This window comes from Pseudomonas sp. SWI36 (assembly GCF_002948105.1).
Classification (GTDB): Bacteria; Pseudomonadota; Gammaproteobacteria; order Pseudomonadales; family Pseudomonadaceae; genus Aquipseudomonas; species Aquipseudomonas alloputida.
In genome coordinates, this window is record NZ_CP026675.1 from 1 (window position 1) to 17,725 (window position 17,725).

The 17,725-nt window shown below is 64.6% G+C and carries 17 protein-coding genes and 5 pseudogenes; 16 read left to right on the forward strand and 6 right to left on the reverse strand.

What is annotated here, in order from left to right:
- Positions 1 to 79: 79 nt before the first annotated feature.
- Positions 80 to 466 (reverse strand): annotated as a pseudogene (locus C4Q27_RS29910) (MFS transporter); the annotation flags it as partial.
- Positions 467 to 474: 8 nt separating this feature from the next.
- Positions 475 to 858, reverse strand: a complete 384-nt coding sequence (locus tag C4Q27_RS29915; RefSeq protein ID WP_371919361.1) for an MFS transporter — start codon at positions 856 to 858, stop codon at positions 475 to 477.
- Between the two features lie 553 nt (positions 859 to 1,411).
- Here C4Q27_RS29915 and C4Q27_RS29540 point away from each other — a divergent pair.
- The 5 genes from C4Q27_RS29540 to C4Q27_RS29560 all read left to right on the forward strand — a co-directional run bounded on the left by C4Q27_RS29540 (position 1,412) and on the right by C4Q27_RS29560 (position 3,099).
- Entirely contained in the window at positions 1,412 to 1,621 is a 210-nt protein-coding gene (locus tag C4Q27_RS29540) for a hypothetical protein (RefSeq protein ID WP_256600137.1), read from the forward strand.
- On the forward strand, positions 1,621 to 1,680 hold the full coding sequence (locus tag C4Q27_RS29545) for a hypothetical protein (protein ID WP_256600132.1): 60 nt from the start codon (positions 1,621 to 1,623) through the stop codon (positions 1,678 to 1,680). The genes C4Q27_RS29540 and C4Q27_RS29545 overlap by 1 nt, the downstream gene beginning before the upstream one ends.
- 267 nt (positions 1,681 to 1,947) lie before the next feature.
- Positions 1,948 to 2,151 carry a hypothetical protein gene (locus C4Q27_RS29550; RefSeq protein ID WP_256599911.1) on the forward strand — a complete coding sequence of 68 codons (204 nt, stop codon included), beginning with the start codon at positions 1,948 to 1,950 and terminating at the stop codon, positions 2,149 to 2,151.
- Positions 2,152 to 2,171: 20 nt separating this feature from the next.
- Positions 2,172 to 2,828 carry a penicillin-binding transpeptidase domain-containing protein gene (locus tag C4Q27_RS29555; RefSeq protein ID WP_256599912.1) on the forward strand — a complete coding sequence of 219 codons (657 nt, stop codon included), beginning with the start codon at positions 2,172 to 2,174 and terminating at the stop codon, positions 2,826 to 2,828.
- Entirely contained in the window at positions 2,803 to 3,099 is a 297-nt protein-coding gene (locus C4Q27_RS29560; protein ID WP_256599913.1) for a hypothetical protein, read from the forward strand. The genes C4Q27_RS29555 and C4Q27_RS29560 overlap by 26 nt, the downstream gene beginning before the upstream one ends.
- A 221-nt stretch (positions 3,100 to 3,320) precedes the next feature.
- Here the strand turns inward: C4Q27_RS29560 and C4Q27_RS00020 are convergent.
- Positions 3,321 to 3,900, reverse strand: a pseudogene (locus tag C4Q27_RS00020) (glutathione S-transferase family protein); the annotation flags it as partial.
- Positions 3,901 to 4,187: 287 nt separating this feature from the next.
- Here C4Q27_RS00020 and C4Q27_RS00025 point away from each other — a divergent pair.
- Positions 4,188 to 4,499 (forward strand): annotated as a pseudogene (locus C4Q27_RS00025) (DUF2388 domain-containing protein).
- 60 nt (positions 4,500 to 4,559) lie between these two features.
- Here the strand turns inward: C4Q27_RS00025 and glcC are convergent.
- Positions 4,560 to 5,317 (reverse strand): annotated as a pseudogene (glcC, locus tag C4Q27_RS29565) (transcriptional regulator GlcC); the annotation flags it as partial.
- A gap of 194 nt (positions 5,318 to 5,511) precedes the next feature.
- Here glcC and glcD point away from each other — a divergent pair.
- From glcD to C4Q27_RS00060, 6 genes and pseudogenes are all read left to right on the forward strand, one after another.
- Positions 5,512 to 7,009, forward strand: a pseudogene (gene glcD, locus C4Q27_RS00035) (glycolate oxidase subunit GlcD).
- Positions 7,009 to 8,061, forward strand: coding sequence for a glycolate oxidase subunit GlcE (gene glcE / locus C4Q27_RS00040; protein ID WP_104886199.1), 1,053 nt, complete (start codon positions 7,009 to 7,011; stop codon positions 8,059 to 8,061). The pseudogene glcD and the gene glcE overlap by 1 nt, the downstream one beginning before the upstream one ends.
- A 9-nt stretch (positions 8,062 to 8,070) precedes the next feature.
- The gene (gene glcF, locus C4Q27_RS00045; protein WP_104886200.1) at positions 8,071 to 9,306 is read left to right on the forward strand and encodes a glycolate oxidase subunit GlcF; all 1,236 of its coding nucleotides are present in this window, start codon (positions 8,071 to 8,073) and stop codon (positions 9,304 to 9,306) included.
- The gene (locus C4Q27_RS00050) at positions 9,299 to 9,697 is read left to right on the forward strand and encodes a heme-binding protein (protein ID WP_064493040.1); all 399 of its coding nucleotides are present in this window, start codon (positions 9,299 to 9,301) and stop codon (positions 9,695 to 9,697) included. The genes glcF and C4Q27_RS00050 overlap by 8 nt, the downstream gene beginning before the upstream one ends.
- A gap of 139 nt (positions 9,698 to 9,836) precedes the next feature.
- Positions 9,837 to 10,175, forward strand: coding sequence for a hypothetical protein (locus C4Q27_RS00055; RefSeq protein WP_012051955.1), 339 nt, complete (start codon positions 9,837 to 9,839; stop codon positions 10,173 to 10,175).
- Positions 10,176 to 10,266: 91 nt separating this feature from the next.
- Positions 10,267 to 11,700, forward strand: a complete 1,434-nt coding sequence (locus C4Q27_RS00060; RefSeq protein ID WP_104886201.1) for a PLP-dependent aminotransferase family protein — start codon at positions 10,267 to 10,269, stop codon at positions 11,698 to 11,700.
- Here C4Q27_RS00060 and C4Q27_RS00065 read toward each other — a convergent pair.
- On the reverse strand, positions 11,693 to 12,889 hold the full coding sequence (locus tag C4Q27_RS00065) for a CynX/NimT family MFS transporter (RefSeq protein WP_104886202.1): 1,197 nt from the start codon (positions 12,887 to 12,889) through the stop codon (positions 11,693 to 11,695). The genes C4Q27_RS00060 and C4Q27_RS00065 overlap by 8 nt on opposite strands.
- 200 nt (positions 12,890 to 13,089) lie before the next feature.
- Here C4Q27_RS00065 and C4Q27_RS00070 point away from each other — a divergent pair, with 200 nt between their 5' ends.
- Complete coding sequence (locus tag C4Q27_RS00070; RefSeq protein WP_064493037.1) at positions 13,090 to 13,527, forward strand: carboxymuconolactone decarboxylase family protein; 438 nt, start codon at positions 13,090 to 13,092, stop codon at positions 13,525 to 13,527.
- A gap of 280 nt (positions 13,528 to 13,807) precedes the next feature.
- Here the strand turns inward: C4Q27_RS00070 and C4Q27_RS00080 are convergent, their stop codons facing one another.
- Positions 13,808 to 14,896, reverse strand: coding sequence for an AraC family transcriptional regulator (locus tag C4Q27_RS00080; protein WP_104886204.1), 1,089 nt, complete (start codon positions 14,894 to 14,896; stop codon positions 13,808 to 13,810).
- A gap of 168 nt (positions 14,897 to 15,064) precedes the next feature.
- Between C4Q27_RS00080 and C4Q27_RS00085 the strand changes: the two genes are divergently transcribed.
- Genes C4Q27_RS00085 through C4Q27_RS00095 form a run of 3 tightly spaced genes read left to right on the forward strand, consistent with a single transcriptional unit; the run spans position 15,065 to position 17,705 of the window.
- On the forward strand, positions 15,065 to 16,249 hold the full coding sequence (locus C4Q27_RS00085) for an acetyl-CoA C-acyltransferase family protein (RefSeq protein WP_064493035.1): 1,185 nt from the start codon (positions 15,065 to 15,067) through the stop codon (positions 16,247 to 16,249).
- Between the two features lie 13 nt (positions 16,250 to 16,262).
- Complete coding sequence (locus tag C4Q27_RS00090; protein WP_104886205.1) at positions 16,263 to 17,111, forward strand: 3-hydroxybutyryl-CoA dehydrogenase; 849 nt, start codon at positions 16,263 to 16,265, stop codon at positions 17,109 to 17,111.
- Positions 17,112 to 17,123: 12 nt separating this feature from the next.
- Complete coding sequence (locus tag C4Q27_RS00095; protein ID WP_010954588.1) at positions 17,124 to 17,705, forward strand: TetR/AcrR family transcriptional regulator; 582 nt, start codon at positions 17,124 to 17,126, stop codon at positions 17,703 to 17,705.
- The last annotated feature ends 20 nt before the right edge of the window (positions 17,706 to 17,725 follow it).

Consider the following 17,725-nt stretch of genomic DNA (forward strand, 5'->3'; position numbering starts at 1 on the left):
CGGTGATGCCTTGCTGGGCCGACAAGCCGGCGGCCACCAACAGTTTCGGCGTCCAGCTCATCACGAAGTAGAAGCCGAACATGACCAGGAAGAACAGCAACCAGATCACCAGCGTGGTGCGACGCATGGCCGGCGCCAGCAGCTGCCTGAACCCGGTTTTGGCACCCTCTGCCCTTGCGGCAAACAGCCGGCAGTTGCGCCAATGCCGGCTGGCCGAGGCGCACGGCCAGGCGGTTGACCCGGGCCAGAGCATTGGCCGGCCGGCGCGTGCCAGCAGAAAGTCCAGCGACTCTGGCAACCACAGCAGTACCAGCGGGATCACCAGTACGGTGACGATGCCGCCAAACAGAAATACCGAGCGCCAGCCCCAATGCCCAGCAGCCATACCGCCAGCAAACCGCCCAGGGTCGCACCCAGCGCATAGCCAGTGGACTGCACACCGCCAAGCCGCGCCGTTTGCTGGCATTCTGGCAATCACATTGCTGCTGGCCAGGATGCCACCGATGCCCAGCCCGTCAGGCCACAGCCAGCAGCCAGCCAACGGGCTGGCTCAGAGAGCAGCATGCCGATACCGGACAGCGCCAGGCACAGCAGGATCAGCGGGCGTCGGCCAAAACGGTCAGCCCACGGCGCGATAAACAGTGACCCGGCCGCCATACCGAACAAGCCGGCACTGAGCAGAAGCCCTACCTGCGCCCCGTTCAGGTTCCACTCGGCAGACACCGAGGCAGCGGTGAAGGCCATGACCAGCACGTCGAAGCCATCGATCATGTTGAGGATGATGCAAATACCAATGGCCAGGCACTGAAAGCGACCCATCGGGTCGTTGTCCAGACGTTGCTTGAGATCGGTATTCATGGGTCACCTGCCGGCCAGGCTTGGCCAAAGGCGAGAGGAACGATGCGCACGCGCAGGCGCAACGGGAGGAACCCTGACGGTTCAGTGCCGCTGGATAGCCATTCATGACTGGACCCTTTTTGTAATTGTTATCGCATACGGCAGGAGGGCTCCGGCCGTTGTCAGACGCTAATCAACCAGATAATGGATCCACAGACAACGTGACGAAACCACTGCCTATCAATCAGGCGCGAGCAATTTCAGTTCATCGCTAGCAAAAAGCAATTTTTTATAATAAATTCAATAGCTTATAAATTACAACCAACGAAACTTGATTTCGGTTACCGAACAGAATCGATTGTGGATCCACAAATCATCAAAAACCACCCCTGACTCGCCATTATGACTCCGCAATGAACAAATCTTCATATTCCCCCTCAGCGCCCTGATCATGGGGCACAACAGCCGATGCCAGCCAGCGGGCAGCCGGGGCTCGTCTTGAGGGGGCAGTACGGGTTGCGTAGCATCCGCGGCCCGATCGCGCGTATTGCCACCCCTCAGGATCGATTCACAGATGCCGCAACCCATCCCACTAAAGGACCACGAAAAGGAAAAGCACCTGGTCAACCGTCGGCTTCTGGCCTGCGCTGCCATGGTGTTCGGCCTGTGTGCTGTCCTGGTAGGCCGGCTCTATGTGCTGCAAGTGCTGCAGCACGACCAACAAACGGCCGTGTCGGAAAACAACCGCGTGCACGTGCTGCCCATCGCCCCGAACGCGGGCTGATCTACGACCGCAACGGCGTGGTACTGGCCGACAACAAGCCCAGCTTCGACCTGACATGACCCGGGAGCGGGCCGGCGCGACTCGGCCAAGGTGCTCGACACCCTGACGCAGGTGCTGGGCCTGACCGAAGACGACCGTAAGCAGTTCGACAAGGACCTGCGCCGTGGCCGCAAACCGTTCGAGCCCGTGACCCTTATGGTGGGCCTGAGCGAGGAGCAGATCGCCCTGGTAGCGGTGAACCAGTTCCGCCTGCCGGGCCTGGAGGTGGAGCCGCAGTTCATCGCGAGTACCCACTGGCCGGGCATTTCGCGCATTCAGTGGGCTATGTGGGGCGCATCAACGAGAAAGAAGCCAAGACGCTCGACAGCACTGAGTACCGCGGCACCCAATCGATTGGCAAAACCGGCATCGAGCGCTTCTACGAAAGCCAGCTGCATGGCCACGTGGGCTACGAAGAGGTCGAGACCAACGCTCAGGGGCGGGTGATGCGCGTGCTCAACCACAAGGACCCGACCCTGGGCAGGATATAGTCCTCACCCTGGACGCCCATTTGCAGATAGCCGCAGAAAAAGCGCTGGGTGACCGCCGTGGCTCGGTGGTGGTATTGGACCCGGCCAATGGGGTACTGGGCGATGGTCAGCCCAGCTTCCCCAACTGTTCGTCAAGGCATCAGCTTCAAGCAGTATGCCGCGCTGCGCCTCCATCGACCCCACTGTTCAACCGTCCTGCGCGCCTGTATGCGCCCGGCTCGACCGTGAAGCCTGAAGTGGCCATCGCTGGCCTCGACAGCGGGGTGATCACCCCTGGCAGCCGGGTGTTCGACCCGGGCTACTACGAACTGCCCAACTATGACCACAAGTACCGCAACTGGAACCGCAGCGGCGACGGCTGGGTGGACATGTACACCGCCATCATGCGCTCCAACGACACCTACTTCTACGACCTGGCGCACAAGCTGGGCATCGACCGCCTGCACGACTACATGGCCGAGTTCGCTGGGCCAGAAGGTGTCGCTGGACATGTTCGAGGAAGCTCCGGGCTGATGCCTCGGCCGAGTGGAAGCGCGCCACACACGCCAGGCTGGTTCCCGGGCGAGACGCTGATCCTTGGCATTGGCCAGGGTTACATCAGGTCACCCCCCTGCAGCTGGCCAGCCACCAGCTGCTGGCAAGCAAGGGCGTGTGGCACCGCCCGCACCTGGCCATGACCGTGGTGGCGATACGCCGATCGACCCAAACCCCATGCCCGACATCGTGCTGCACGACAAGCATGCCTGGGACAGGTCAGCCAGGGCATGCAGATGGTCATGCACGACCCGCGCCATTGCCCGCGCCGCAGCAGCAGGCGCGCAGTATCGGATCGCCGGCAAGAGTTGGTACGCGCAGGTGGTGGCGATCAAACAGGGTGAGCGTTACAACCGCAACAAGACCCTGGAGCGCCACCGCGACAACGCCCTGTTGTCGGCTTTGCTCCGCTGAGCACCCCAGTGTGGTGGTGGCGTCATGATCGAGAACGTGAGGCTGGAGGCCGGGTCGGCAGGGCCGGTGGTGCGGGAAGTGATGGATGCTTATCTGCTGGACGAGCAGGGCACTGAGCCGGAGTATGCGGGCGGCGCCCACTCGGGGTGTGCCACACACATGATTTCGCCGGGCCCGGTGGTGGCGGTTTTAGCCGCGAATGGGTCAGGATGCCGTGCGCGCATCAGCTCATACGGGTGTTTCCACCCCGGCAGCGCCTGGATACGGGCTTTCCAGGCCTCGATGTGCGTGAACGCTGCCAACGGATACCGGTGTCTTCCGGATGAACACATACCCGGCCAACGACAGGTCGGCGATGGTCAACCGGCCACCGACCATGAATGGCGTCTTCGCCAGGTGCGCGTCGACAATACGGTAAGCCGCCGTGGCACGCTCGCGCAGGAACCGCGTCACATCGGTTTCGCCGGGTGTTCCAGGCAGAACAGAAGCGCAGCGCAGCGTAATAGCTGGTGAACTTATGTTGTCGAACAGCATCCAGCGCCAGATCTCACGCTTTCATCTTCATCGCGAGGCCCGAACTGGCCGGTCTGTTCGGCAAGTATTCGAGGATCAGCGCAGACTGGTGATGCGCTTGCCAGCGTGTTCATCACCGGCACCTCGCCTGCTCGTTCACCTCATCGCGCAGGTTTGCTCACGCGTCGGCCATGGAAGAAGTCGACGAACACCGGCTGCCAGTTCTGCCGGTGAGTTCAAGCATGAGCGCAGCCTTGTAGGCGTTACCGGATTCGGCAAGCAGTGCAGCTTGTAGTCGACATGGGCGAACCTTCAGTTTCCTTTGAATGATCGGCAGGGCCTCTGCGGATTTGCCCGCGAAGCACCATCCACCCAAGCAAATCACGCGCGTCCCGACGCGGTCAATCCATGACACGCTCCGTCGCCAGCTTGAAAACCGCCAGTTCAGCCACATCGTCAGCGGCAGGTGCACCTTATCCCGACACCCTCCAGCCAGGATAAGGAACTACCCAACGCCTCCGCCTCTAGACACTGAGTGTTTATTCCCTGTGCTTCACGTTACTGGAGAACACGACATGCGCCACCTACTCCTCGCCCTGCGCTGCTGCTCCTGATGCCTGCCGGTGCTGCCCTGGCCCGCGTCGATGCGGGCGACGTCGCCACCTCGGCCGGTATCTCCGCTTCGCTGTATTCGACCTTCAAGGACGACAACGGATCATCCCGGCCGTGACGAACTTTCAGCGTTCGTCGCCAGCGGCGGTGCCATCCGCGGCCCTATGTGGAGTCGGCGCTTGAACAGGCCGCAAGGACCATCCAGGGCTGCAGGCCAATGATGAAGAGCTGGCCGGGCCATCCTGTCGCAAGATGACCCTGTGGCTGACCATTGAGTAGACCTTTACCGGCCCTCTCGCGGCGCCCAGACGCGAGAGGCCGCTACAGGCCGCTTCACCCCAGCCATCCATACGCATGGTCGCCCTGACCAGGCGCTGCTCTTCCTGCTCGATCTCCCGCAACTGTCGCGTATGCCATTGATATGCTCACGCGCTGCCCGCTGCGCCTGCTCGGGCAGTTGCTCCATGACCGCGCGATACAAGCGCGCATGCTGCCGATCAATCTGGCGTTTCTGCGCTGGCCGGCAATACAGGTTGTTGACCGAAGCAAACACAGTGCCACGTCAGGTCACTGAGCGATTGCAGGGTATGCACCAGCACCGGGTTATGCGACGCCTCACTGATCGCCCGGTGAAAGGCATGGTCACGGCGGGCATGCTCACGGGCATCGAGCGCCTGCGCAGCCTCGTGCGCAGCCAGCATTTCTTCGTAGCGCCGGCGGATCAGCAGGCGGTCGACGTCGGTAGCCCGCAACGCCGCCAGCCGCGCCGACTCAGCCTCCAGCAACGCCCGGACCTCCAGCAGGTCGAACAGCGTGCGCGGTTGCGAACTGAACAGGTGCATCAAAGGCGTAGCACCCGCCTGCCCGGTGAGATCGGCGACGAACGAACCCCGCCCCTGTTCGGTGTCGATGATGCCGCGCCCACGCAGAACGCGCAGGCCCTCGCGCAAGGCCGAACGTGAACAGCCAAGCTTTTCCACCAGCCGCCGCTCCGACGGCAGTGCCTGGCCACCTTGAGCACGCCTTCGACGATAAGCCGCTCGACCCGTTCGGCCACCTGGTCGGCGACCTTGGCCTTGCCTTCAGTACCCACTGCGCACACTCCTGCTGGTAGGACCACTTTGACTTATAGCGCCAATCTAGCCAGACAGAACCGTGAATAGACAGTACTGCCCGAAGAAACTGGTAGGACCAGTCAACATCTCACTCGACCCCGAACGCTAGCACGCGCACGCTGCATCGGTGACCGCTTCGCCAACAACAACAAAAACCGTTGCGAGTGAGCCAATGAATATCCTGTATGACGAACGCGTCGATGGCGCGCTGCCCAACGTGGACCTGGCCGCCCTGTTGCAGGCGCTGCGCGATGCACTGCCGGACCTTGAAATCCTGCACCGCGACGAAGACCTCAAACCGTACGAATGCGACGGCCTGTCGGCCTACCGCACCGTGCCACTGCTGGTGGTACTGCCCGAGCGCCTGGAACAGGTGCAGACGCTGCTGAAGCTTTGCCACCAGCGCGGCGTACCGGTGGTTGCGCGTGGCGCCGGTACCGGCCTGTCCGGTGGTGCCCTGCCGCTGGCCAAGGGCATCCTGCTGGTGATGGCGCGCTTCAACCGTATCCTCGAGGTCAACCCGCAGGGGCGCTACGCCCGCGTGCAGCCGGGCGTACGCAACCTGGCCATTTCCCAGGCCGCCGCACCCCATGGCATGTACTACGCACCAGACCCTTCCTCGCAAATTGCCTGCTCAATCGGTGGCAATGTCGCCGAAAACGCCGGTGGCGTGCACTGCCTCAAGTACGGCCTGACCGTACACAATGTGCTCAAGGTGGACATCCTTACGGTCGAGGCGAACGCCTGAGCCTGGGCAGCGATGCGTTGGACAGCCCCGGCTTCGACCTGCTGGCATTGTTCACCGGCTCCGAAGGCATGCTCGGTATCGTCACCGAAGTCACCGTCAAACTGCTGCCCAAGCCCCAGGTGGCGCGGGTGATACTGGCCAGTTTCGACAGCGTCGAGGACGCCGGCCGGGCAGTCGCCGACATCATCGCTGCCGGCATCATTCCCGGCGGCCTGGAGATGATGGACAACCTGGCGATCCGCGCCGCTGAAGACTTCATCCATGCCGGCTACCCGGTGGACGCGGCGGCGATCCTGCTGTGCGAACTGGATGGCGTGGAAGCCGATGTTCACGACGACTGCGAGCGCGTCGCCGCCGTGCTGACGCAAGCCGGGGCCCGCGAGGTGCGCCTGGCCTGTGACGAAGCCGAGCGCGTTCGCTTCTGGGCCGGGCGCAAGAACGCCTTCCCGGCCGTGGGCGCATCTCCCCGGACTACTACTGCATGGACGGCACTATTCCGCGCCGCGAGTTACCACGGGTGCTCAAGGGCATCAGCGACCTGTCCGCAGAGTATGGACTGCGGGTGGCCAACGTGTTCCATGCCGGCGACGGCAACATGCACCCGTTGATCCTGTTCGATGCCAACCTGCCCGGCGAGCTGGCGCGTGCCGAAGCGATCGGCGGCAAGATTCTGGAGCTGTGTGTGAAGGTGGGCGGCAGCATCACCGGTGAACACGGCGTGGGGCGCGAGAAGATCAACCAGATGTGCGCGCAGTTCAACAGCGACGAAATTACCCTGTTCCACGCGGTGAAGGCCGCCTTCGACCCCCAGGGCCTGCTCAACCCCGGCAAGAACATTCCCACCCTGCACCGCTGCGCCGAATTCGGCGCCCTGCACGTGCACCAGGGGCAACTGCCCTTCCCCGAGCTGGAGCGCTTCTGATGAGCATGGACCGCGACATGAGCCAGACGCTGTTGGAGCAGGTCAACCAGGCGCTGAACGAAGGTACGCCGCTGCGTATCCAGGGCAGCAACAGCAAAGCGATGCTCGGCAACCCGGTGGCCGGCGAAGTACTCGACACCCGCAACCACCGCGGCATTGTCAGCTACGACCCCACCGAGCTGGTACTCACGGCCCGCGCCGGTACCCCCCTGCGCGAGATCGAGGCAGCCCTGCACGAGGCCGGCCAGATGCTGCCCTGCGAACCTCCCCACCTGGGCCCCGAGGCCACCTTGGGCGGCATGGTTGCGGCCGGGTTGTCTGGCCCGCGACGGCCGTGGGCCGGGTCGGTGCGCGACTTTGTACTGGGTACACGGGTAATCACCGGCCACGGCAAGCTGCTGCGCTTTGGTGGCGAGGTGATGAAGAACGTCGCCGGCTACGATGTGTCACGCCTGATGGCGGGCAGCTTCGGATGCTTGGGGCTGCTGACCGAGGTTTCGCTGAAAGTGCTGCCACGGCCTCGCCTATGCCTGAGCCTGCGCCTGGCGATGGGCCGCAATGAAGCGCTGGCCGAGCTGGCCGAATGGGGCCAGCAACCGCTGCCGATCAGCGCCGCCTGCCATGAAGGCGAAACGCTGTACCTGCGCCTGGAAGGCGGCGAAGGGTCGGTGCAGTCGGCACGCCAGCGGCTGGGGGGCGACACGCTCGATAACCGCTTCTGGAGCGACCTGCGCGAACAGCGCCTGGCGTTCTTTGCCGACGCCGCCCCCCTGTGGCGCCTGTCCGTACCCACCGTCACCGGCGAGCTGGACCTGCCCGGCCAGCAACTGATCGACTGGGGGGGTGCCCAGCGCTGGCTCAAGACCTGCGCACCGGCGCAGGCCATTCGCGACCAGGTCGCCAAGGTGGGCGGCCACGCCACCTGCTACGCCCCCGGTGCAGCCAGCAGCCCGCCGCTGCCGGTTGCACTGATGCGCTATCACCGCGCCCTCAAGCAGCAGCTCGATCCCCAGGGGGTGTTCAACCCTGGTCGCCTGTACCCGGACCTGTGAGGCCAGCCCATGCAAGCCAACCTTAGCGAAACATCGCGCCGCCTGGCCCGCGCCGACGAAGCCGAGCGCATCCTGCGCACTTGTGTACATTGCGGTTTCTGCACCGCCACCTGCCCCACTTACCAGTTGCTGGGCGACGAACTGGACGGCCCGCGCGGGCGCATCTACCTGATCAAGCAGATGCTCGAAGGCGAGCCGGTCACCGCCAGCACCCAATTGCACCTGGACCGCTGCCTGACCTGCCGCAACTGCGAAACCACCTGCCCATCGGGGGTGAAGTACCACGATCTGCTGGACATCGGCCGCGCAGTGGTCGAGCAGCAGGTGCCACGCCCACTCGGCCAGCGCCTGTTGCGCCTGGGCCTGCGTGCGGTGGTGCCGCGCCCGGCACTGTTCAAGGCCCTGACCCGCAGCGGCCAGGCGCTGCGCCCGCTGCTACCGGCCTCGGTCAAACGCAAGTTGCCGGCGCAGGTCACCACACCCGGCCAGCGTCCGGCAGTGCGCCATGCGCGCCGGGTACTGATGCTGGAAGGCTGCGTGCAGCCGGCCCTGTCACCCAATACCAATGCCGCGGCTGCGCGGCTGCTCGACCGCCTGGGCATCAGTGTGCAACCAATCCTGCAGGCCGGATGCTGTGGCGCGGTGGACTATCACCTGAATGCCCAGGAGCAAGGCCTGCAGCGGGCGCGGCGCAATATCGACGCCTGGTGGCCCGCCATCGAAGCGGGTGCCGAGGCTATCGTGCAGACCGCCAGCGGCTGCGGTGCGTTTGTCCGCGACTATGGCCACCTGCTGGAAAAAGACCCCCATTACGCTGCCAAGGCCGCCCGGGTCAGCGCCCTGTCCCGCGATCTGGTGGAAATCCTGCGCGATGAGCCGATCGAACAATTGGCCTTGTGCGCCAAACAGCGCCTGGCCTTCCACTGCCCATGCACCCTGCAGCACGCCCTGAAACTGGGCGGCGCGGTGGAAGCGTTGCTGACGCGGCTTGGCTTTACCCTGACCTCGGTGCCCGATGGCCACCTGTGCTGCGGCTCGGCGGGGACCTATTCGCTGACCCAGCCAGAACTGTCACTGCAACTTCGCGACAATCGTCTGAATGCGCTGGAAAGCGGTAAACCGCACCTCATTGCCACAGCCAACATAGGCTGCCAGGCCCACCTCGACGGAGCTGGACGCACGCCCGTGCGCCACTGGGTCGAAATCGTCGAAGCAGCCTTGAACCCGGAGCCCGCCCATGCTTAGCAAGTTCGTTATCGGCCAGACCGAAATCGCCCGCGTACTGACCGCCGCCCGCCAGGAAGCCCAGGCCCGACAATGGAGCGTGACCATCGCCGTGGTCGACGACGGCGGCCACCCGCTGGCCCTGGAACGCGTGGACGGCTGTGCGCCGGCCAGTGCCTACATCGCGCTGGAAAAGGCCCGCACCGCCGCACTGGGGCGCAAAGAGACGCGGGATTATGAAGAGATGGTCAATGGCGGCCGTACGGCATTCGTGACCGCCCCCCTGCTGACCAGCCTTGAAGGTGGCGTGCCGCTGCGGGTGGAAGGCCAGGTGGTGGGCGCCATTGGTGTATCCGGCGTCAAATCCGAACAGGATGCCCAGGTGGCCAAGGCGGGGGCTGCTGCCTTGTAGACCCTGAGGTTCGACCACCTCCCAGCATCTTAAGACGTTTCCTACGCCGCCCTCAGAAGCGCCCTACTTGCTGCCTCTGCCCACAGAAAACATGATCGGCACTGGAGGACACAAGGTCGCGATCCAGAGGAGGCTCCGCATGCACCCGTACGCCCGCCCCATCGCCGAACTGCGCAGCAGCCTGCGCGAAATGCTGGCCCATGACATGACCAACCCCGACAACGACCCGCACTTGTCGGGGGTCATGTTCTTCTGCGCCACCGATGAACATTCCCGGCAATTGATCGAACGCATCGAGTTGCTGGCCAGCGAGGTGTTCTTCGACGCGAACGGGCGGGCCATTTCAGAGCATATGAAAGCTTCGACGGTTGAAGGCGTGCGCATCAAGCGCAACCGCAACGCGCCGGAAGATGAAACCGTGATACGCATTGCCCTGGCAGAAAAAGGCTATATCACCGTCAGCACCGCTCGGCTCTGAGCGGTTGGCTCGGCCTCTTCGTAGCCTGTGACAAGCACCTGAGTCGCAGCCAATCCGCTATCCTGAGCAATCCTCCGCTCCGGACCCGCCCATGGAACTGCACATTCGCCTGGAGGGCCGCAAAGGCCTGGCCGATCAGCTTTACCAGCAACTGCGCGACGGTATCGATAGCGGCCACCTGGCCGCCGGCTCCCAACTGCCGCCTACCCGTCTGCTGGCTGAACAACTGGGCGTATCGCGCAAGACTGTGGCCGAGGCCTATTCGCGGCTGACCTACGATAACCTGCTCAGCGGCGTGGTCGGCCGTGGCACATTCGTCACCCCACGCCATCCGCTGCGCAGTAACGAATCAGCCACCATACCCCTGGCCGGCGCCGCCTCACTCGAGCGCTGGCAGCAGCGCGCCACCGTGCTCAGCCAACGCCAGTTGCAGGCGCCATCGCGCTATGACTTCGTCGGGGGTGCTTCGAGCAAGGCACAGTTCCCGTTCGACCAGTGGCGCAGTTGCCTGAACTACGCCCTGCGCCGTAGCCAGCGCCACCCCGAGCGACAATTCCCGGCCCAGGGCTTGCCGGAACTGCGCGAAGCCATTGCCCACCACATCGCCTACTCGCGCGGGGTGCACTGCAGCGCAGCCGACCTGCTGGTGTGCAACGGCGCCCAGCAGGCGCTGGACCTGATCGCCCGGGTGCTGGTCGAGCCGGGCTGCCAGGTGGCCATGGAAGATCCTGGCTACCCGCCGGCACGGCAATTGTTCCTGGCCCTGGGGGCACGCCTGCAATCGGTGCCGGTGGATGATGAGGGCCTGTGCGTGGAACAGATCGCCGACGGCACCCGGCTGATCTACGTAACACCCTCGCACCAGTTCCCGCTGGGCATGCCGATGAGCGAGCCACGCCGGCATGCCCTGCTTGCGCGGGCCGCCGAGCTGGGTGCACTGATCATCGAAGACGACTACGACTGTGAGTTCCGCTACCACGGGCCAGCCTCGGACGCGCTGCAGCGTCTGGACCGACATGGGCTGGTCGCCTACGTCGGGACCTTTTCCAAGACCTTGCTGCCCGAGCTGCGCCTGGGCTATGCCGTATTACCGCCTGCCGTACTGCAGGCCGCTTGCGTGGCCAAGCACCTCAGCGACTGGCACAGCCCTACCCTGCTGCAGTGGGCGCTGGCGCGCTTCCTTGGCGAAGGCCACCTGAACAAGCACATCCGCCGCTGCCACGAGGTCTACAGCGCACGCCGCGAGCGCATCCTGGCGCGCCTGGGCGGCGATCTGGCACCGTGGTTCAGCGCCATCCCCGCCAGCGCAGGCTTCCACCTCAGTGCCTTGGCCAAACCCGGGGTGGATGTGGAGTTGTTGGCCAACCTCGCGCGCAAGGTAGAGGTAGGCCTGTATTCCCTGGCACCCTTCTTCAGCGAGGCACCGGTACGGCCGGGGCTATTGATGGGCTTCGGCGCCATCGAACTGCTGGATATCGACCCGGCGCTGGACCGGGTACGCGATACCCTGCAACGCCTCAGTTGACCGGTGCGGCCTTGCCGGTGGCGGCCGGCCGGGCGATAGCCGCCGCATAGCTGCGCGGGTTGAAGCACGCGGTCACCAGCAGCATTGCCATCACGGTCACGGTCAACAGCGTCCACGAAGCCTGGAAGTCGCCACTGACATCCCGCAGCCAACCCGTGATATACGGCACGATGCCGGTGATGATGAAGCCGATACCCTGTACGAACGCCGCCAGGCTGCCGGCTTCGGCAGGCGTTTTCAGGTGTTCCAGGGTCAACGTCAGGCACTGGCTGAAGCAGGCACCCAAGCCAAAGCCGATCATGGCGACCCAAAGCCCGGAAGCCGCCGCAGGTACCAGCAAAAGCCCCAGGAAGCCCGCCAGCTGGATCGCCAGCGCCAGCCACAAACCCGGGCGCCTGTCTGCCCAACGTCGCAGCAGCAGCGGCAGGCCGAGCGCACCGAGCACCTGGAAGACGGTCATCAGGCCCACCAGGTCGGCACCGCCCTGAGCGCTGCCGCCATGCTCGATGTGGTAAGCCGGCAACCAGGCCACCATGCTGGTGTAGCCGCCGTTGATCAGGCCGAAGTACAGGGCCAGCAACCATGCCCGGCGGGTGCCGAACCAGTGCCCGCCCGTGACCGTTCCCAGCTTCGGCGCCTCCTGCCTTGGCCGCAGCAAGGCCCAGGCCAGCACCGCCAGCACGGCCGGGACCGCCCATACGCCCAGGCCCGCCTGCCAGTAGCCGAAATGGCCGCTGATGTGTGGCCCGAGTACTGCAGCCAGGCCGCCGCCGCTCATCAGCGCTGCCGAGTACAGCCCCATCGCCCCGGCCAGACGCCTGGGGAACCAGCGGTTGACCAGCCCCGGCATCATGCCCTGCACCACCGCCACGCCCAGGCCGGCGACCAGCGCACTGGCGATCAGCGCCCAGGCACTGTCCAGCTGCAGGCGCCACAGGCAGGCCAGGGCAATCGCGGCCAGGCCCCCCAGCATGCCGCCATGCTCGCTGACCCAGCGTCGCAGCCACGGTTGCAACAGGGGCACCAGGCCCATGCACAGCACCGGTAGCGCCGTCAGCAAGGCCGCCTGCTGGTAACCCAGGCCGGTGCTGGCGCGCATGGGTTCGAGTAACGGGCCGATACTGGTCAGGATCGGCCGCAGGTTCAACGCCAGCAGGATCACCAGCAACAGGTTCAGTACAGCGCTCATTGTGAGTCGGTTCTCTTGTAACAGGAACTGGCCATTATCCCGGCTCGGCTGGCCTGGCAGAAATGAAGAGATTGGATGCAGGTCAGTGGCCACCTGAATGGACGATTGGCCTCCCGCTTATGCGCAAAATTGGCTATCGGGGTGGCCAATGAGCGGCGCTACAGTAGCGCCATGTCCACCCCACACTTCTGGAGACTGCCATGCACAACCGTATCGAATGGGCCAAACACGCGCCGCAAGCCTACAAAGCCATGGTCGGCCTGGAGCAGGCGCTGGCCAACAGCGGCCTTGAACACTCGCTGCTGGAGCTGATACGCCTGCGCGCTTCGCAGATCAACGGCTGCGCCTACTGCGTCAACCTTCACGCCAACGATGCGCGCAAGGCGGGTGAGACCGAAGCACGCCTGCAGACCTTGTGCGTGTGGCAGGACACCAGCTATTTCACGCCGCGTGAACGTGCTGCCCTGGCCTGGGTCGAGAGCCTGACCCGCTTGCCTGAACGGGGTGCGCCGCAAGAGCAATATGAAGCCCTGCAGGAACACTTCGAGCCGGGCGAGGTGGCCAACCTGACCTTGGCAATTGCCACCATCAATGCCTGGAACCGGTTCGGCGTCGGCTTTGCCATGGTGCCGGCCTGATCCTTTCGGGTGGCCTGTGCTGGCCTATTCGCGGGCAAGCCCGCTCCCACAAATTCTGTGCCCTGTAGGAGCGGGTTTACCCGCGAACACCGGCAGAGCCGGTGCCATCCACCGCGTTGGTTTCTTCGCGGGCATGCCCGCTCCCACAATTCTGTGTCCAGTGCCCTGTAGGAGCGGGTTTACCCGCGAACACCGGCAGAGCCGGTGCCATCCACCGCGTTGGATTTCTTCGCGGGCAAGCCCGCTCCTACAATTCTGTGCGTGCCCTGTAGGAGCGGGTTTACCCGCGAACACCGGCAGAGCCGGTGCCATCCACCGCGTTGGTTTCTTCGCGGGCATGCCCGCTCCTACAGGTAGAACGCAGGCCGGCCAGCCGCGCCCGGTAGCTCCCTGGGCTCTGCCCGGTCCACTTCTTGAACGCCCGGTGGAACGCACTCGGTTCCTGAAACCCCGCCTGCTCGGCAATTTCGGCAATGCTCAACGCACCGTCGCGCAGCCGTTCGAAGGCCATGGCCCGGCGCACTTCATCCTTGATCTGCTGGTACGAACGCCCCTCCCGCTCCAACTGCCGGCGAAAGGTACTGGCACTGATCCCCTGTTGCTGCGCCAGTGCGGCCAATGTCGGCCACTGTCCATAGCGCAATGCCCGCAGGTGCCGATACACCTCAGCCACCAGCCCGTTCTGATTGCGAAAGCGGATCACCAGCCCTTGAGGTGCACTGCGCAGAAAGGTCTTCAGGGCTGCACGGTCCTGCACCACCGGCAGGCGCAGGTAAGCGCTGTCGAACTCCACCTCGGTGCGTCCGCTGCCCAGGCGCAGGTCCGGCCCCCACAGCAGCAAGTCGTCCTCCTGGGCCGGGCGCGACACCGCGAGCTCCGTGCGGTCGATGGCAATCCGTCGCCCGGCCAGCCAGCACAGCATGCCGATCATCAGCACCAGGTAGGTTTCCTCGGCATAGACACGGGTCAAGGGGTCGGCAATGTTCGACTGCACGCTGATCAGCGCCCGGCCGCCACGTACTGTCAGGCTGCCACGCAGGTCACGCAGGAACAGGCCGAAGCCCCCCATGCACTGGCGCAAGGCCTTTTCCAGGTTTGGCTCGAGGATCAACCCCCGGCAGATCAGGGCAAAACTGCCCAGCGGCATGCCATGGCTGTCGAGGCCAAAGAACTCATCGTCCAGGCGCTGGATCAACGCCAGCCACAGCTGGGCGAACGCCTTGGCCGGCACCCGCGCCTGCGGCTGATCGAGCAGCTGCGGGGCGATGCCCACCGCACGCAGCTGGGCATCACGCTCGGCGGGGGTGTCGCGCAGGGCGTGGAGCATGGCGTTGAGGAAGTACACGGCGACTGAATCGCTTTCGCGCATGGCGGTTTTCGCTGTCTATGCTGAGTGGCAAAAAGTGCCAGGTTGTTTGAACAGATTCGGCATAGGCTGCAACAGAGCCTTTGCCTAGACTCGAACCCACTTCGGGGCCGCCAACCATTCTCGCAGAGCCTGGCCCGGTCCCGCCACGCCTTCGCAATCGGAGCCCTTATGAGCAGCGCAGAAATCTACGTCGTCAGTGCCGTCCGTTCAGCCATTGGTGGCTTTGGCGGTTCCCTCAAGGACCTGCCGCTGGCCGACCTGGCCAGCGCCGTGACCCGCGCCGCCATCGAGCGTTCGGGCCTGGCCGCCGAGCAAGTCGGCCACCTGGTGATGGGCACGGTAATCCCCACCGAACCGCGTGACGCCTACCTGGCACGGGTAGCGGCAATGAACGCTGGCATCCCCAAGGAAACGCCGGCATTCAACGTCAACCGCCTGTGCGGGTCTGGCCTGCAGGCTATTGTCTCTGCGGCCCAGGGCCTGTTGCTGGGCGACACCGATGTGGCCGTCGCGGCCGGCGCCGAGTCCATGAGCCGTGGCCCTTACCTGCTGCCACAAGCGCGCTGGGGTGCACGCATGGGTGACCTGCAAGGCATCGACTATACCGTCGGCGTGCTGCAGGACCCGTTCCAGCACTTCCACATGGGCATCACCGCCGAGAACGTTTCGGCCAAGTACGGCATTACCCGCGAAATGCAGGACGAACTGGCACTGACCAGCCAGCGCCGCGCCGCTCGTGCGATTGCCGAGGGCCGCTTCGCCAGCCAGATCGTTGCGCTGGAGCTGAAAACCCGCAAGGGCAGCGTGCAGTTCAGTGTCGACGAGCATGTGCGTGCTGATGTAACCGCCGAGCAACTGGCCGGTATGAAGCCGGTATTCAAGAAAGACGGTACCGTCACCGCCGGCAACGCCAGCGGTATCAACGATGGCGCCGCCGGCCTGGTGTTGGCCACCGGTGACGCGGTGCGCCGCCTGGGCCTGAAGCCACTGGCACGCCTGGTGGGCTACGCCCACGCCGGGGTGGAGCCCGAACTGATGGGCCTGGGGCCGATCCCGGCCACCCGCAAAGTGCTGGAAAAAACCGGCCTGAACCTGCAAGACCTGGATGTGATCGAGTCCAACGAGGCCTTCGCCGCCCAGGCCTGCGCCGTGGCCCGCGAGCTGGGCTTCGACCCGGAAAAGGTCAACCCCAACGGTTCGGGCATTTCCCTGGGCCACCCGGTGGGTGCCACCGGTGCAATCATCGCCACCAAGGCCATCCATGAGCTGCAGCGCATCCAGGGCCGCTACGCGCTGGCCACGATGTGTATCGGCGGTGGCCAAGGCATCGCCGTCGTGTTCGAGCGCGTCTGAGGGAGGCTGACACATGAGCATTGAACAGATCGCCGTGATCGGCGCGGGCACCATGGGCAACGGCATTGCCCAGGTGTGCGCCATTGCCGGCTACCAGGTGCTGCTGGTGGATGTTTCCGACGCAGCGCTTGAGCGCGGTGTGGCCACCTTGAGCAAGAACCTCGAGCGCCAGGTCAGCAAGGGCACCCTCGACGCCGACAAAGCCGCAGCCGCCAAAGCCCGCATCCGCACCAGCACCGACTACGCCCAGCTCAGCGCTGCACAGCTGGTGATCGAAGCGGCTACCGAGAACCTGCAGCTCAAGCAGCGCATCCTGCAGCAGGTGGCAGCCAACGTTGCCGCCGACTGCCTGATCGCCACCAACACCTCGTCGCTGTCGGTGACTCAACTGGCTGCCAGCATCGAGCACCCCGAGCGCTTCATTGGTGTGCACTTCTTCAACCCGGTACCGATGATGGCGCTGGTGGAGATCATTCGTGGCCTGCAGACCAGCGACCACACCTACGCCCAAGCGCTGGTGGTGACCGAAAAAGTCGGCAAGACCCCGATCACCGCCGGCAACCGCCCGGGCTTCGTGGTCAACCGCATCCTGGTGCCAATGATCAACGAGGCGATCTTCGTGCGCCAGGAAGGCCTGGCCAGTGCCGAGGACATCGACACCGGCATGCGCTTGGGCTGCAACCAGCCGATCGGCCCGCTGGCCTTGGCCGACCTGATCGGTCTGGACACCCTGCTGGCGATCATGGAGGCCTTCCATGAAGGCTTCAACGACAGCAAGTACCGCCCTGCTCCACTGCTCAAGGAAATGGTCGCGGCCGGCTGGCTGGGGCGCAAGAGCGGTCGTGGTTTCTTCACCTACTGAGGACCAAGCGCCATGCCCCCGGTCAATGCCGCAATGCGCTGTGCCAACTTTGAGGAGCGACGTGACCGGGCCATGGCATTGTTTGCCGAAAAGGGCTTTGGCCAGGTCAGCATGCGCGAGCTGGCGGCCCATGTGGGGCTGACCGCCGGCTCGCTGTACCATCACTTTCCCAGCAAGCAGGACCTGCTGTACGACTTGATCGAAGAGTTGTACGAAGAGCTGCAGGCCACCCTGGACCAGGCCCGCCGGGCCATGGCCCGTGGGGCATCGGCGTTGAGCTGCCTGATTGCTGCGCACTGGCAGCTGCATGCCGAGCGGCCGCTGCAGTTCCGGCTGGCCGAACGGGATTTGTGTTGTTTGAGTGAGGCGCAACAGGCGCACCTGGCCTCGTTGCGCAAGCGCTATGAGGCAGGTTTGCTGCGCCTGATCGCACCGCAAGCAAAACTGCCGGGGCAAGCGTTGGACGCCACAGCGCATGTACTGGCGACGCTTCTCAACCAGCTGCCGGGGTTGCTCAAAGCAATGCCTGAAGAGCAGGGCTTGGAGCTGATGGAAAACTTGCTGGTCGGGGGGATTGAGCGGACGCTGCGATAGCCTGCCAGGGCCTCTGCACG